Raw genomic sequence first — 13,537 nt, 5'->3', positions numbered from 1 at the left:
TGCACCGGGCGCCGAGGGGCGCCGCATGCCCATTTTCCATTTGGAGACAAAACCATGGCTTGGTCCTTTCGACCGCGTGTTCCCGCCCTGATCCTGGGCCTGGCGGCTGCCGGCCTGCTGTCCGCAGCCAGCGCCGCACCGCTGGCCGACACCACCCGGCAGGCGGCCCGTGCCAGCCTGCATGAATGGGTCGAGGTGCTGGCCCTGCCCAACGACGCCAATGTGCCCGTTGACATCCAGAAGAACGTGACCTGGTTTGCCAAGGCCTTCGAGCGGCGGGGCTTCGAGGTAAGGCAACTGGCCAATGGCGACAAGCCCATGCTCATGGCCACGCTGCCGTCGGCTGGGCCCGGGCGCAAGACCGTGCTGTTCTACGCCCACCTTGACGGGCAGGCCGTCAAGCCCGAGGAGTGGCAGCAGGCCAGCCCCTGGCAGGCTACGCTCAAGCAGCGCCAGCCGGACGGCCGCTGGGCCGCGCTGCCGCTGGAACAGCTGTACGGCGAGCAGCCCGATCCGCAGTGGCGCGTGTTTGCGCGCTCGTCCTCGGACGTCAAGGCGCCCATCGTCATGCTGCTGGCGGCGCTGGATGCGCTCAAGGCCCAGGGCAAGCAGCCGGGCGTGGACATCAAGGTGCTGCTGGATTCCGAAGAGGAAAAGGGCTCTCCCACGCTCGGCCGCGTGATCGGCGAGAACCTGGGCGCGCTGAAGTCCGATGCCATGGTGGTGCTCGACGGTCCCATGCACGCCAGCAACCGGCCCACCCTGGTGTTCGGCAACCGGGGCATTGCCCAGGCCACGCTCACTGTCTATGGAGCCAGCCAGGAACTGCACAGCGGCCACTACGGCAACTACGCGGCCAATCCGGCCCAGACCCTGGCGCGCCTGCTGGCCAGCATGAAGGGCGATGACGGCAAGGTCCTGATCCAGGGCTACTACGACGGCATCGAGTTCGATGCGCAGGCACGCGAGGTGATGCAGGCCGTGCCCGACGACGAGGCCGCCCTGCGCAAGCGCCTGGGGATTGCGAAGGCCGAGACCGTGGGACGCAACTACCAGGAGTCCATGCAATACCCCTCGCTGAACGTGCGCGGCCTGCAAAGCGCCGAGGTGGGCAGCAAGGCGCGTACCGTCGTGCCCTCCGTGGCCGTGGCCGAGATCGACATGCGCACCGTACCCGAGACGCCTCCCGAGCGGCTGGAGAAGCTGTTGCGCACCCATATCGAGGCGCAGGGCTTCCATCTGGTCGATGGCCCGCCCACGGCCGAGCAGCGTGCCAGCCACCCCAGGCTCGCCACCCTCAAGCTGGGCGGTGTATCAGCCTCCGGCTCTGCCGTTCGCACACCGCTGGATGCCCCTGTCGGCCAGTGGCTGCGCAAGGGCATGAACAAGGCCTGGGACAGCGACCCGGTGCAGATCCGCATGATGGGCGGCACCGTGCCCACGGGCGCCGCCGTGCAGGCGCTGAAGATTCCCTTCGTCATCGTGCCCCTGGTCAATGCCGACAACAACCAGCACAGCTTTGACGAGAACATGCGCCTGGGCAACTACTTCGATGGCGTGCACAGCCTGGTGCATCTGCTGGCCGAGCCGTTCTGACAGGCGGCAGACTGGCAGCAGACAGGCGGCACTCAGCCCGCCGCAGCCGTGCGGTACGGCTCCTCGAACGGCCGGAAATCATGCTCGGCCAGTGCGCCCTGCACCCAGTCCTGCACGCCCGGCAGGGCGCGCACGCGGCGCACATAGGCGTCGATGGCCGGTGCCACGGGCAGCTCATAGGTCGCCAGGCGCATGCACACGGGGGCGAAGAAGGCATCGACAATGCTGAACTGGTCGTACAGCATGGGGCCGCTGGCCGTGGACAGCAGCGGTTGCCACAGCTCGGACAGGTGCTGCACATCGTCGCGCAGTGCGGCGTTCTCTGCCCATAGCCGTGCGCCGACCTCGGGCAGCTGGGCCTCGATGTTCATCGGGCACAGCGAGCGCAGGGCGCCGAAGCCGCTGTGCATCTCGGCGCAGAGGCTGCGCGCGCGGGCGCGGTTCAGCGCCAGCGTGGGCCACAGGTGCTTTTCAGGGAATTTCTCGGCCAGGTACTCGCAGATGGCCAGGCTGTCCCAGATGGCCATGCCTTCATCCATGAGCACGGGCACGCGGCCCGAGGGCGAGAGCGCGCGGGCGCGCTGCTTGAAGGCGGACTGCTCGTCGAAGCTGTCAAAGCGCAGCATGACCTCTTCGAAAGCAATGCCGGCCTGGCGCATCAGCACCCAGGGGCGCATGGACCAGGACGAATAATTCTTGTTGCCGATATAGAGCGTGAGCATGGCCGCAACCTCCGCGATAGGCCCTACAGCTTAGCAAGCATGGCAGGAAAACCCATGTAGGAGCCGGGCGCTGCCTGGGCGCGCTCTAATGCGTTCCATGCAAAACGATAGCTCTTCTCCCCAGGCGCCAGCGGCGCGCCACACGGCTGCGCTGGTCCTGTTTTCCGGCGGCCAGGATTCGACCACCTGCCTGGCGCAGGCGCTGTCGCTCTACGAGCGCGTCGAGACCCTGGGTTTTGACTACGGCCAGCGCCACAGCGTGGAAATGCAGGTGCGCCAGCAGGTGCGCGAGCGGCTGGCCAGGGACTTTCCCCAATGGGCTCCGCGCCTGGGCGATGACCATGTCCTCTCGCTGGACGTGCTGCAACAGATCGGCGGCTCCTCCCTGACCGAGGACGTGGCCTTCGCCATGCAGGCCGACGGCCTGCCCAACACCTTCGTGCCCGGCCGCAACCTGCTGTTCCTGACCCTGGCCGGCGCGCTGGCCTACCGGCGCGGCCTGTCGGTGATCGTCACCGGCGTCTGCGAGACCGACTACTCCGGCTACCCCGACTGCCGAGACGACACCATGAAGGCCATGCAGCTCGCCCTGAACCTGGGCCTGGAGCGGCGCCTGCGCATCGAAACGCCCCTGATGTGGATAGACAAGGCCCAAACCTGGCAAATGGCCCACGACCTGGGTGGCGACACCCTGGTGGACCTCATCCAGCGCGACACCCACACCTGCTACCAGGGCACGCGCGAGACGCTGCACGACTGGGGCTACGGCTGCGGCACCTGCCCCGCCTGCGACCTGCGAGCCCGCGGCTGGCATCAATGGCAGGCGCAGCGCGAGACAGCAAACTAAAGAAGCACAGCGCTAAAAACCGGCGCGGCCAAAAGCGAGGGACACCGAGCAAGGGCCGCCCCGCAGTGAGGGTGTCGTCCCCCTCCCCCGCGAAGCGGGCAGAGAGGGGGAAGGCGCGCAGCGCCTCAGGGGGTGCCTGTTCTACACCGGCCAGACGACCCCATGGTCATTCAGGATGGCGTCCAGCGGCAGGTCATGCGGCTCGGGCTCGAACTCGTCCACATAGCCGCAGCCGTAGCCCAGGCCCACGGTGAAGGGCTTGGGCTGCAGTTCGGCCAGGGTGCGGTCGTAGAAACCCCCGCCATAGCCCAGGCGGTAGCCGCCGGCCGCGTAGCCCACGCAGGGCACGAACAGCAGGGTGGGGGTCAGGGTTTCGGTGTCCTTGGGCTTGGGAATGCCGTAGGCATCCTCTTCCATGGGACAGCCCGGGTACCAGGCGTGGAAGCTGAGTGTCTTACGCTGCTTGTCAATCACCGGCAGTCCGATTCGGCGCCTTTGTGGGGTACCCTGTAGCTCGCCATCTTCCTTCCAGCGGTGAAGCGCGGGCAGCGGATCGAACTCTCCCTTGATCGGCCAATAGGCGCCGATCACGGTGTCGGGCCGCTGTATCAGCCAAAAGCGCATGACCTGTTGCAGCGCGTCGGCGCGCTGCAGTCGGTCGGGAAGATTGAGGCGCTGGTCTATCAAGCTGCGGCGCAGGGCTGCTTTGTCCATCAGATAATTTCCTCCATGCACTGGCTGAAGATTTTGACACCGCTTTTGGCGGCTTCCCTCTGGACCACCGCAGCCACGCCTGCGCTGGCGCAAAACCGTGGCGACGATGTCTTGCTGGAAATGCAGCAGGCCTTCCGCAAAGGCGACAAGGCCAAGCTCACGCAGCTGCTGCCTTCTGCGCGTGGCCATGTGCTCGAACCTTGGGCCGCGTACTGGGAACTCAAGGCCCGGCTGGATGAAGCCAGTGCCGATGAGATTCTGGGGTTTTTCAAGCGCTGGCCCGGCACCTACCAGGAAGACCGGCTGCGCAACGACTGGCTGCTGCTGCTGGGGCAGCGCCGCGACTGGGGCATGTTCGACCAGGTGCATGGTGCGTTTCGCATGCGCGATGACCGCTCCGTGAGCTGCTACGCCCTGCTGATCGACAGCATCAAGGGCCAGCCTGCTGCCAACCTGGGCCAGCAGGTGCGCGACCTGTGGTGGGCCCAGCGCGACGCCGACGACGGCTGCACCTACGCCGCCGGCGAGCTGTACGCGGCCAAGCAGATCAGCGAACCCGAAGTCTGGCGCAAGGCGCGCCAGGCGGCCGAGGCCAATCGCCAGAAGGCCACGCGCGATGCCGTGGCCATCGTCGCTCCCGAGGCCTTGCCCCAGGTGGCGCAGGTCTTTGCTTCGCCCGCCAAGTACCTGGCCGGGCAGACGCGCGTGCGTGGTGCCGTGCCCAAGGAACTGGCGCTGCTGGCGTTGATCCGCATGGCCTCCAGCGACCCGGCGGCGGCGGCCACGCAGCTGGAAGGCGGCTGGGGTGCCCGGCTGACGGCCGAGGAGAACAACTGGGCCTGGGGCGTGATCGGCAAGCAGGCCGCACTCAAGCTGCAGCCCGAGGCGGCGACCTATTTCGGCAAGGTGCGCAAGGACGGCGACCTCAGCGATGAACTGCTGGGCTGGAAGGTGCGCGCCGCGCTGCGCGCCGGCGACTGGCGCACGGTGCGCCGCGCCATCGACGCCATGGGGCCTGAGCGCACCGAACACACATGGACCTACTGGAAGGCGCGCGCCCTGCTGTCCGGCCGACCGAGTGAGCAGGAACGCTCCGAGGCGCGCCAGCTGCTGGAGGACATGGCCGGCCCCGGCAGCTTCTACGAGCAACTGGCGCTGGAGGATATCGGCCAGCGCGTGACGGCGCCACCTCCGCCTGCGCCGCCCACGGCACAGGAGAAGGCCGCCGCCCGCGCCAACCCCAGCCTGGTGCGCGGCCTCTACGCCATCCAGAACGGCCTGCGCAGCGAAGGCGTGCGCGAATGGAACTACGCCACCAACCTGCACCAGGCCGGCGGCATGAGCGACCGCGAACTGCTGGCCGCCGCCGACCTGGCCTGCCAGCAGCAGGTCTGGGACCGCTGCATCAACACCAGCGAGCGCACCCGCAGCTTTGCCGACTGGGGCCAGCGCTTTCCCATGCCCTTCCACGACACGGTGCTGGCGCGCTCGCGCTCCATCGGCCTGGACCCGGCCTACGTCTACGGCCTGATCCGCCAGGAAAGCCGCTTCATCATGGATGCCCGCTCGGGCGTGGGCGCCTCGGGCCTGATGCAGGTCATGCCGGCCACGGCCCGCTGGACGGCGCGCAAGATCGGCATGACGGACTTTTCCCCGTCCATGATCAATGACCGCGAGGTGAACATCACCATCGGTACCGCCTATCTGAAGCTGGCGCTGGACGATTTCGACGGTTCCATGGCGCTGGCTGCAGCCGGCTACAACGCAGGTCCCGGCCGCCCGCGCAACTGGCGCAACGGCCCGGTGCTCGACGCCGCCATCTGGGCCGAGAACGTGCCCTTCACCGAGACGCGCGACTACGTGAAGAAGGTGCTGTCCAACACCACCAACTACGCGGCGCTCATCACCGGCCAGCCCCAGTCGCTCAAGAGCCGCCTGGGTACCATCGGCCCCCGCGATGCAGCCACGCCCGACCCCAGCAAGGACCTGCCCTGAGCCGCACTTGACATTCCTGCGGGGTGCAGCGTCGCCTGGTGTCGCTACACTTGGTTACCGATAGGCGGGCCGCATGCCGCGGCCCCGGATACCGCAGGGGTTTCAACAATGACAACAACATGGAGCCGCGCGGCCTGGGCCGCGCTGGGTCTTGCATGGGCGTGCACGGCGGCAGCGCAGCCGGTCTACAAGTGGGTGGACGCGGAGGGGCGCACGCATTACGGATCGCAGCTGCCCACCGACCAGGCCGATGCCGGCCAGATCAAGGTATCGCCCAATGGCAGCTCGGGCGCAGGCTCGGGCCGGTTTGGCGAAGAGCGCAATCCCGACGGCACGAAGAAGTTGCCCAAGCAGGTGCGCGAGATGGCGGACGGCGTGGCCAAGGGCCTGAGCAAGGTCGATTCCAAGGAGGTGCCGCTGAACTGCGCCGCCGCCGTGGACAACATCCGCAGCCAGGTGGACACCATGGTCGAGAACGGGCAGAAGAACGTCAAGGGCGGCTACATCACCCAGGCGCAGTTCGATGCAACCGCCGGCAAGTTTCGCGAGGCGCGCACCCATGCCACGGTGGCCGACTGCCAGGCCGCCACGGGCCGCTCCAAGGCCATGTACCAGTGCATGTCCAGCAGCTACAACCACCTGATCGGCTGCGCGGAAAAGCACAAGCCCTGAGCCTGGCGCCGGCAACCCATACAGACGCCAGCGTGCCCATGTGCTGAGTCAGGGCCGCTGGCCTTGCCCTTCGGGAAATGGGCCGTGATGGTGCTGTCCGGACGCATTTGCAGGTATGCCCGCGTTCAGGCCTTCAGGCATTCAGGCCTTCAGGCATTCACCAGCCACTCGCCCTCACGCTGCGCCGCGCCGGAGTGCACGAGCATGTCCACCAGCGCACGGCCCCAATCGTCAGGGGGCTGGTCAGAGAAATAGCCTGCGTGCAGTGTGCCGAAGTAGGGCGTGGCGGCCAGCCAGGCCAGCAGATCGGTGGTGCGTATGCGCTGCCAGTCCAGCAGCCGGTACTTGAGCAGCACCTTGGCCGCGTAGAGCGCGTGGCGCTCGGGGGCGCGCACAAAGCCGTCCAGGCGGCGGCGTGCCGTGTCCAGCGCGGCGGCCACGCTCGTGAAAACGCCGCCGTGGCCGGGGACGATGGTCAGCGGTGCCAGGCCTTCGATCACGTCGAGCGTGGCGGCCACCTCGTCGAAGGCGCTCAGGCCCTCGATCTCGGGGAAGACCACGCCGAAGCCGTTTTCCCAGAGCGCGTCGGCCGAGATCAGGGTGCGGCTGGCGGGCTCGAACAGGATGATGGAGTGCGGATCGTGCCCGGGCGCGGCATGGATCTGCCAGTCGCGCCCCGACAGCCGCACGCTGGTGCCGGGCTGCAGCACGCCGGTCAGCGCAAATTGCGGGCATTCCTGGCCGGTGGGCGTGTAGCTCAGTGCAGCGGGGTTCCAGTCGCGCACGAAGGCGGCCTGGCCCGGTGCGGCGTAGGTCCGGGCCTGCGGCCAGTGCGCCTGCAAGGCTGCATTGCCGCCGCAGTGATCGCTGTGCAGATGGGTGTTGAGGATGCGTGCCAGCGGTTGGCCGGCCAGCGTCTGCTCGACCAGCAGCACGGTCTGCCCGGCATGGCTGACGTAGCCGGTATCGACCACGGCAGCGCCGTCGTCCTGCGGGTCGTCTACAGGGACATCGGCATCGGCGGCGAAGACGATGTTGTTGGCCGACAGCCAGCCGCGCTCCAGCACGGTCATGCCGGGGGGCAGCGCGGCGCTGTCGCTGGTTGGGGCGGAAGTTGTCATGAGGAGGCGGGGCGGCTTTTGCCCGAGGCTAACAGCCGCAGGCAGCCACGGCTGACGCGTGGGCTACAGCTGCGGCCGTGCGGGTTTCAGGCGGGATCGCGCAGGGCGCGCCTGAGGATCTTGCCTACGTTGGTCTTGGGCAGTTCGTCGCGGAACTCCACCGTGCGCGGGCGCTTGTAGCCGGTGAGCTGGTCATGGCAAAAGCGCATCACCTGGTCCTCGGTCAGTGCCGGGTCGCTGCGCACCACGTAGACCTTGATGGCCTCGCCCTGGCGCTCGTCGGCCACGCCCACGGCTGCGCATTCGAGCACGCCGGGGCACATGGAGATCACGTTCTCCAGCTCGTTCGGATAGACGTTGAAGCCGCTGACCACCATCATGTCCTTCTTGCGGTCGATGATGCGGGTGAAGCCCTCCTGGTCCATCACGCCGATGTCGCCGGTGCGCATGTAGCCGTCGGCCGTGAAGGCCTTGGCGGTTTCGTCGGGCTGGTTGTAGTAGCCGCGCATGACGTTGGGCCCCTTGATGCACAGCTCGCCGGCCTCTCCCATGGGCAGGTCGCGGCCTTCGTCGTCCTTGATGGCGATGGAGATGCCCGGCAGCGGCAGGCCGATGGTGCCGCTGAAGGAGGTGGTGATGACGGGGTTGTTGGTGCCGATGGCGCAGGTCTCGCTCATGCCCCAGCCTTCGATCATCACGCTGCCCGTGACCTGCTGCCACTGGCGCGCCGTGCCCTCGCTGGCGGCCATGCCCCCGGCCTGCGACACGCGCAGTTGCGAGAAGTCCAGCTCGCGGAACTGGGCGTTGTTGAGCAGGGCGTTGAACAGGGTGTTGACGGCCGGCAGGATGTGGAAGGGCCGTTTTTGCAGCACCTTGACGAACTTGGGGATGTTGCGCGGATTGGGGATCAGGCTCAGGCTGGCGCCCATGCGCATGGCAAACAGGCTCACCGTGAGCGCGAAGATGTGATACAGCGGCAGCGCGGCGATGATGTGCGTGTCCTGGGCCTTCACGCGGCCATGCAGCGCCGGCGTGAACCAGGCATGGGCCTGCAGCGTGGCGGCCACGATGCAGCGGTGGGTGAGCACGGCGCCCTTGGACAGGCCCGTGGTGCCGCCCGTGTACTGGAGAAAGGCCACCGAATCCAGCCCCGCCTGGCTGGGCCGCAGCTCTTTCTGGGCGCCGCGCGCCAGTGCCTGGGAAAAGGTCGTGACCTCGCGCACTGTGCCGCCCGCGCCGTCCAGCGGCAGGCTGTAGGCCGGCACCATCTTGGCCAGGTGGCGCACGGCGAAGGTGATCCAGCTGCCGTACATGCCGCCCAGCAGATCGCCCATGGCCGTGACGCAGATATGGCGTATGGCGCTGCGCTCGATCACGTCGGCCAGGGTGTGGGCGAAGTTCTCCAGGATGATGATGGCCGTGGCGCCCGAGTCCTTGAGCTGGTGCTCCAGCTCGCGCGGGGTGTACAGCGGATTGACGTTGACGCAGGTGTAGCCGGCGCGCAGCACGGCCGCCATGCTGACGGCGAACTGCGGCACATTGGGCAGCATGATGGCCACGCGCGCATCGGGCTCCAGGCCCAGCCCCTGCAGCCAGGCGCCCAGGCGGGTGGACAGCTGGTCCAGCTCGCGGTAGCTCATCCAGCGGTCCATGCAGACCGAAAAGGGCAGGTCCGCATGCTGGGTGAAGGCCTCCTCCAGCAGGTGTGTGAGCGAGCGGTATTGCTCGGGATGCACCTCGTGGGGCACATCGGCGGGATAGTTCTTGAGCCAGGGCGCAGCGTCCATGCAGGGTACCTTGGGTTGCTGGGAAGACAGGGGGACAGCGAAGTTGCAGGCGCCGGTCGGCCGGCCACCGCTGCGGCCGATTCTGGTCAGGCGGGTGCTTTGCGGTCTACACGGGGTTGTCCTAGGGCCTGTGCTACGTTGGCTTCTTTTTTCATTGGGGACGGGCTGCCGTGAACGCACGCATTCTGCAAATGGTGGCGCTGGGCACGCTGGCGGGCGCCGCGGCCTGGCTGGCATGGTGGTGGCCGCGTTCACCCGGGCTGGCGCTGGCGGGGGCGCTGCTGGGCCTGTGCTGGCCGGGCCTGCACCTGGGCCTGCAGATGCTGCTGATGCGCCGCGTGGTGCGCAAGGCGGGTGCGCCCGTGCCGTCATGGCGCACGGTGGCGGCGGCCTGGCTGGCCGAGTGGCGGTTGGCCGTGCAGGTGTTTGGCTGGCGGCTGCCGTTTCGCGCCCGTGCCCAGGCCGATGGCTGGCCTGAGGGCGGCACCACCGGCCAAGTGGGTGCGATGGGCCAAGTGGGCGTGGTGCTGGTCCACGGGTTCTTCTGCAACCGCGCGGTCTGGGCGCCCTGGCTGCGGCGACTCAAGAAAGGCGGCATTGCCTGCGCTGCCATGACGCTGGAGCCGGCGCATGGCGCATCCATCGATGCCATGGTGGCCGACCTTGACGCCTGCGCGCGCCGCATGGCCCAGGCCACGGGGCGCGCTCCGCTGATCGTGGCGCACAGCATGGGTGGACTGGTGGTGCGGGCCTGGCTGGGGCAACTGTCGGCGCAGGAGCGCCCGCAACTGGCGGCCCACGTGGTGACGCTGGCCACGCCGCACCGTGGCACCTGGATGGCGCGCTTCGCCCATGGCCTGCCGGCGCTGCAGATGCGCACGGACAGCGCCTGGTTGCAGCGCCTGGGGCCGCCGCCCTCGGACGTGCCCTTCAGCTGCTGGTGGAGCTGCTGCGACAACATCGTCTTTCCATCGCCCGTGGCCACGCTGCCGGGGCAGGATGCGCACCGCCTGGACGATGTGGCCCACGTGCAGCTGGTGTTCGACGAGCGCGTCTGGCGCTTTTGCCTGGCGCTGCGCGAGCGGCTTCAGGCTGCAGATTCCTACAGAGCGACCTCGCCCGGCAGCAGCGCATCTGCCGCGACGGTGGGCTGATCGCGCAGCTGGCGGTACAGCGGCTCGAAATCGGCGGCCGTGAGGTCGAACAGCTGCTGCAGGTCGTCGATCACGAAGTAGGTGTGCTGGTAGCTGTCGATCTTGTAGAGCGTGCGCATGGCGCGCTCCAGCGACAGCGGCAGGCGCTGCGGCTCGGGGCTGCGCACCGAGTAGTTGAGTTCGCCCGATGAACTGAGAATGCCCGCGCCATAGGCGCGCAGGCCGCCCTGCTCGCGGATCAGGCCGAATTCGATGGTGTACCAGTATAGGCGCGACAGCATCTCGCAGGCGCCCAGTTCGGCCGCCTTGAGCCCGCCCTGGCCGTAGGCCTGGATGTAGTCGGCGATGACGGGGTTGAACAGCAGCGGCACATGGCCGAAGAGGTCGTGGAAGACATCGGGCTCGACGATGTACTCGAACTCCTCGGGCTTGCGGATCCAGTCCGTGACCGGGAATTTGCGGTTGGCCAGCAGCGAGAAGAAGGGCACCTCGGGAATCAGCCCGGGCACGCCGACGATTTCCCAGCCCGTGGCGCGGCGCAGGCGCTCGTTGACTTCCTCGAAGCGCGGAATGCGGTCCTTGGCGCCCAGCGAGGGCAGGGCGTCGATGAAGTGCTGGCTTGCCAGGCCCGGCAGCAGGGCGGACTGGCGCTCGTACAGGCGCCGGTAGGTGTCGTGGTCGGCCTCGGTGTAGGCGTCGTAGTCCTGCGCGCAGGTGTAGTCGTCGCTGGCGCGGCTGTAGTCGCCGCGCGGGGGGCGGTCGGCCTGGCCGTAGACCACGGGTGCCACACCGGGGGCGTGGGCGGGGGCGTGGGACGAGGTGGGGGTCGCTGCGGTGCTCATCATGGTGCTCTCCAAGGATCTTGTCATTGCCGCCCCGGGCCGGGGGCAGGCAAGGCACCTGCGCGGCTCAGAGCTGGCGGATTCGGGCGGCCTGTACCAGCAGGCCGTATTTGCTGTGCTCGGAGCGCACAAAGCGCGCGAACTCCTGCAGTTGCAGTTCTTCGGGCAGCGCGCCCATGGCGGACAGGGTGTCCTGCACCGGGCGGCTGCGCATGGCCTGCGAGAACGCGGCGGCATGGCGCTGCGCCTGTTCCGCGGGCCAGCTGGCCGGCGCAAACAGGCCGAACCAGTTGGCCATGTTGAAGCCCTGCACCGTGTCGTTGAGGCTGGGCACCTCGGGCAGCAGGGGCGCGCGCTCCAGCGTGGTCACGGCCAGGGCCTGCAGCCGCCCTGCGCGGATGTGCGGCAGCGAAGACGCCAGGCTGTCGAACAGCAGGTCGGCCGATCCGTCGAGCAGGGCCGACAGTGCCGGCTGCGTGCCGCCGAAGGGCAGGTGCAGCAGCGGCAGCCGCGTGAGCATCTGGTACATCTCGCCCGACAGGTGGCCGCTGCTGCCCGGCCCGCCCGAGGCATAGCGCAGCGGCTGGCGGTGCTTGGCAAGAAAGCGCTGCAGGTCCAGCGGCGTGCGTATGCGCCACTGGCGTGCCAGATCGCTGCGCATGACCAGCACATTGGGCATGCGCGCCACCAGCACCAGCGGCTGGAAGTCGCGCAGCGGGTCGTAGCCCAGCTGGGGCTGCAGCCAGGGCAGCACGGCATGGGTGGCGGCCGCGCCCATCAGCAGCAAGCGGTCCTGGGCGGTGGCCTGGGCCACCATGTTGGAGCCCTTGGCGCCGCCGTCGCCCGGCACATAGAGGATTTGGATGGCTCCCAGCTTCGCGGTGCTGGCCTCGACCAGCGGCCGTGCCGTGCGGTCCAGCGGGCCGCCGGCCGCATAGGGAACGATCAGGGTCAGGGAGTCGGACTTCGCATCGCGCGGCTGGGCGGCGGAGGGCTGCTGGGCCTGCGCCGCCGCAGGCAGCCAGGGCAGGGCGGCCAGCGCTGCCAGCAGGCTGCGCCGCGCCAACCGGGCCGACGGCTGCGGGCGGGCTGGCGCAGGCGCTCGGGCATGGCGTGACATGGCGCGGTTGGCGTCGTGGCGGGGCGTCATGGCGTGAAGCGAAATGGAGGCGATCCCCGCAGTATAGGCAGCGTGGGCAGGCCGGAAGGCGTGGACGATGCATGTCCCGTTGGCGCTTGACTGTTTGCGCGCAGGCCTGGGCGGCAGCCTGGTTCAGCGGGGCATTCATGGGGATCTCCGGCCAGTTCAGTGCAGGACAGTCGGACGGGCGCCATGGCCGGCGCCTGCGTCTTCTCGATCGGTGCTGTCACTGTAGGCGGGAGGGGCTTCAGCTTTTTGCCGTTTGCCCGTGTAGGGAAAATGCGAAATGCATGAAAATTGCGGAATTCTTTCGCTTATCGCAATTTAACTGGTTAATTCGGGTTAACCCTGAAGAAATCCGTACTTATTTACGAGTCCACCGCCATGAGCGCCACGCACAACATCGACAAACTGGATCGGGCCATTTTGCGCCGCCTGCAGGCCAACGGCCGGGAAACCTATGACGTCATCGGGGAGCAGGTCGGCCTGTCTCCCAGCGCCGTGCTGCGCCGGGTCAAGCGCCTGGAAGACGGCGGTGTGATCGATCGCTACGTGGCCCTGGTCCAGCCCGAGACGGTGGGCCTGGGGCTGACCGCCTATCTCAACGTGCGCCTGGAAAAGTACACCGAGACCAGCAAGCGCAACCCCATGGACGTGTTCCGCGCCAGCGTGCAGACTTGGCCCGAGGTGGTGGAATGCGTGTCACTGACCGGCGAAATGGACTACCTGATGCGCGTGGTCGTGGCCGATATGCAGCACTACACGCGCTTCGTCATGGACACCTTGCTCAAGCACCCCAGCGTGCAGGACTGCAAGACCAGCTTCGTGATGGACCGGGTGAAGGTGACCACGGCGGTGCCTCTGTAGCCCCGAAGGCTCGGACAGGGGCCTGGCCGTCGATAGGTGCAGGGAGGGTAAATTGGTTTGCATGCCAAAACCTTACGGT

General features: G+C 68.0%; 12 protein-coding genes. 6 read left to right on the top strand and 6 right to left on the bottom strand.

Going from position 1 to position 13,537, the window contains the following annotated elements:
• Positions 1–54: 54 nt before the first annotated feature.
• Positions 55–1,596, top strand: coding sequence for a M20/M25/M40 family metallo-hydrolase (locus tag INR38_RS05630; RefSeq protein ID WP_207444472.1), 1,542 nt, complete (start codon positions 55–57; stop codon positions 1,594–1,596).
• Between the two features lie 32 nt (positions 1,597–1,628).
• On the opposite strand, the gene INR38_RS05625 is transcribed toward INR38_RS05630, so the two are convergent.
• Positions 1,629–2,318 (bottom strand): glutathione S-transferase family protein, encoded by a 690-nt coding sequence (locus tag INR38_RS05625; RefSeq protein ID WP_097203783.1) that lies wholly within the window; start codon positions 2,316–2,318, stop codon positions 1,629–1,631.
• A gap of 97 nt (positions 2,319–2,415) precedes the next feature.
• On the opposite strand from INR38_RS05625, the gene queC reads away from it, so the two are divergent.
• Positions 2,416–3,165, top strand: a complete 750-nt coding sequence (gene queC / locus INR38_RS05620; protein ID WP_170962089.1) for a 7-cyano-7-deazaguanine synthase QueC — start codon at positions 2,416–2,418, stop codon at positions 3,163–3,165.
• Between the two features lie 141 nt (positions 3,166–3,306).
• Here queC and INR38_RS05615 read toward each other — a convergent pair whose 3' ends face one another.
• The gene (locus INR38_RS05615; RefSeq protein ID WP_012203191.1) at positions 3,307–3,879 is read right to left on the bottom strand and encodes a 5-formyltetrahydrofolate cyclo-ligase; all 573 of its coding nucleotides are present in this window, start codon (positions 3,877–3,879) and stop codon (positions 3,307–3,309) included.
• Between the two features lie 15 nt (positions 3,880–3,894).
• Between INR38_RS05615 and INR38_RS05610 the strand changes: the two genes are divergently transcribed.
• Positions 3,895–5,874 carry a lytic transglycosylase domain-containing protein gene (locus INR38_RS05610; protein WP_207444473.1) on the top strand — a complete coding sequence of 660 codons (1,980 nt, stop codon included), beginning with the start codon at positions 3,895–3,897 and terminating at the stop codon, positions 5,872–5,874.
• Between the two features lie 108 nt (positions 5,875–5,982).
• Positions 5,983–6,546 carry a DUF4124 domain-containing protein gene (locus INR38_RS05605; RefSeq protein ID WP_012203193.1) on the top strand — a complete coding sequence of 188 codons (564 nt, stop codon included), beginning with the start codon at positions 5,983–5,985 and terminating at the stop codon, positions 6,544–6,546.
• Positions 6,547–6,695: 149 nt separating this feature from the next.
• Here INR38_RS05605 and INR38_RS05600 read toward each other — a convergent pair whose 3' ends face one another.
• Entirely contained in the window at positions 6,696–7,667 is a 972-nt protein-coding gene (locus tag INR38_RS05600) for an MBL fold metallo-hydrolase (RefSeq protein WP_207444474.1), read from the bottom strand.
• Positions 7,668–7,753: 86 nt separating this feature from the next.
• Positions 7,754–9,454: an AMP-binding protein gene (locus tag INR38_RS05595; RefSeq protein WP_207444475.1), complete on the bottom strand. Its 1,701-nt coding sequence runs from the start codon at positions 9,452–9,454 to the stop codon at positions 7,754–7,756.
• Between the two features lie 170 nt (positions 9,455–9,624).
• Between INR38_RS05595 and INR38_RS05590 the strand changes: the two genes are divergently transcribed.
• Positions 9,625–10,608, top strand: a complete 984-nt coding sequence (locus INR38_RS05590) for an alpha/beta fold hydrolase (protein WP_207444476.1) — start codon at positions 9,625–9,627, stop codon at positions 10,606–10,608.
• Here INR38_RS05590 and phhA read toward each other — a convergent pair.
• Positions 10,557–11,453 (bottom strand): phenylalanine 4-monooxygenase, encoded by an 897-nt coding sequence (gene phhA / locus INR38_RS05585; RefSeq protein ID WP_063327318.1) that lies wholly within the window; start codon positions 11,451–11,453, stop codon positions 10,557–10,559. The genes INR38_RS05590 and phhA overlap by 52 nt on opposite strands.
• A 64-nt stretch (positions 11,454–11,517) precedes the next feature.
• Positions 11,518–12,600 (bottom strand): tripartite tricarboxylate transporter substrate binding protein, encoded by a 1,083-nt coding sequence (locus INR38_RS05580; protein ID WP_242698966.1) that lies wholly within the window; start codon positions 12,598–12,600, stop codon positions 11,518–11,520.
• 375 nt (positions 12,601–12,975) lie between these two features.
• Between INR38_RS05580 and INR38_RS05575 the strand changes: the two genes are divergently transcribed.
• A complete protein-coding gene (locus tag INR38_RS05575; RefSeq protein ID WP_012203199.1) occupies positions 12,976–13,458 on the top strand; it encodes an Lrp/AsnC family transcriptional regulator in 483 nt (160 codons plus the stop codon).
• Positions 13,459–13,537: the final 79 nt, after the last annotated feature.

It is taken from the genome of Delftia sp. SD018 (assembly GCF_017355445.1).
In the GTDB taxonomy this organism is placed as follows: Bacteria; Pseudomonadota; Gammaproteobacteria; order Burkholderiales; family Burkholderiaceae_C; genus Comamonas; species Comamonas acidovorans.
Note: the sequence above shows the minus strand (reverse complement) of the source record. Positions and strands in the feature narration are given on the sequence as shown.

What these genes read in the sequence shown, in the direction of transcription:
- phhA (WP_063327318.1), bottom strand. Translation starts at nt 11,453, where the DNA reads ATGATGAGCACCGCAGCGACCCCCACCTCGTCCCACGCCCCCGCCCAC.
- INR38_RS05610 (WP_207444473.1), top strand. Translation starts at nt 3,895, where the DNA reads ATGCACTGGCTGAAGATTTTGACACCGCTTTTGGCGGCTTCCCTCTGG.
- INR38_RS05575 (WP_012203199.1), top strand. Translation starts at nt 12,976, where the DNA reads ATGAGCGCCACGCACAACATCGACAAACTGGATCGGGCCATTTTGCGC.
- INR38_RS05580 (WP_242698966.1), bottom strand. Translation starts at nt 12,600, where the DNA reads ATGACGCCCCGCCACGACGCCAACCGCGCCATGTCACGCCATGCCCGA.
- queC (WP_170962089.1), top strand. Translation starts at nt 2,416, where the DNA reads ATGCAAAACGATAGCTCTTCTCCCCAGGCGCCAGCGGCGCGCCACACG.
- INR38_RS05600 (WP_207444474.1), bottom strand. Translation starts at nt 7,667, where the DNA reads ATGACAACTTCCGCCCCAACCAGCGACAGCGCCGCGCTGCCCCCCGGC.
- INR38_RS05595 (WP_207444475.1), bottom strand. Translation starts at nt 9,454, where the DNA reads ATGGACGCTGCGCCCTGGCTCAAGAACTATCCCGCCGATGTGCCCCAC.
- INR38_RS05630 (WP_207444472.1), top strand. Translation starts at nt 55, where the DNA reads ATGGCTTGGTCCTTTCGACCGCGTGTTCCCGCCCTGATCCTGGGCCTG.
- INR38_RS05615 (WP_012203191.1), bottom strand. Translation starts at nt 3,879, where the DNA reads ATGGACAAAGCAGCCCTGCGCCGCAGCTTGATAGACCAGCGCCTCAAT.
- INR38_RS05625 (WP_097203783.1), bottom strand. Translation starts at nt 2,318, where the DNA reads ATGCTCACGCTCTATATCGGCAACAAGAATTATTCGTCCTGGTCCATG.
- INR38_RS05605 (WP_012203193.1), top strand. Translation starts at nt 5,983, where the DNA reads ATGACAACAACATGGAGCCGCGCGGCCTGGGCCGCGCTGGGTCTTGCA.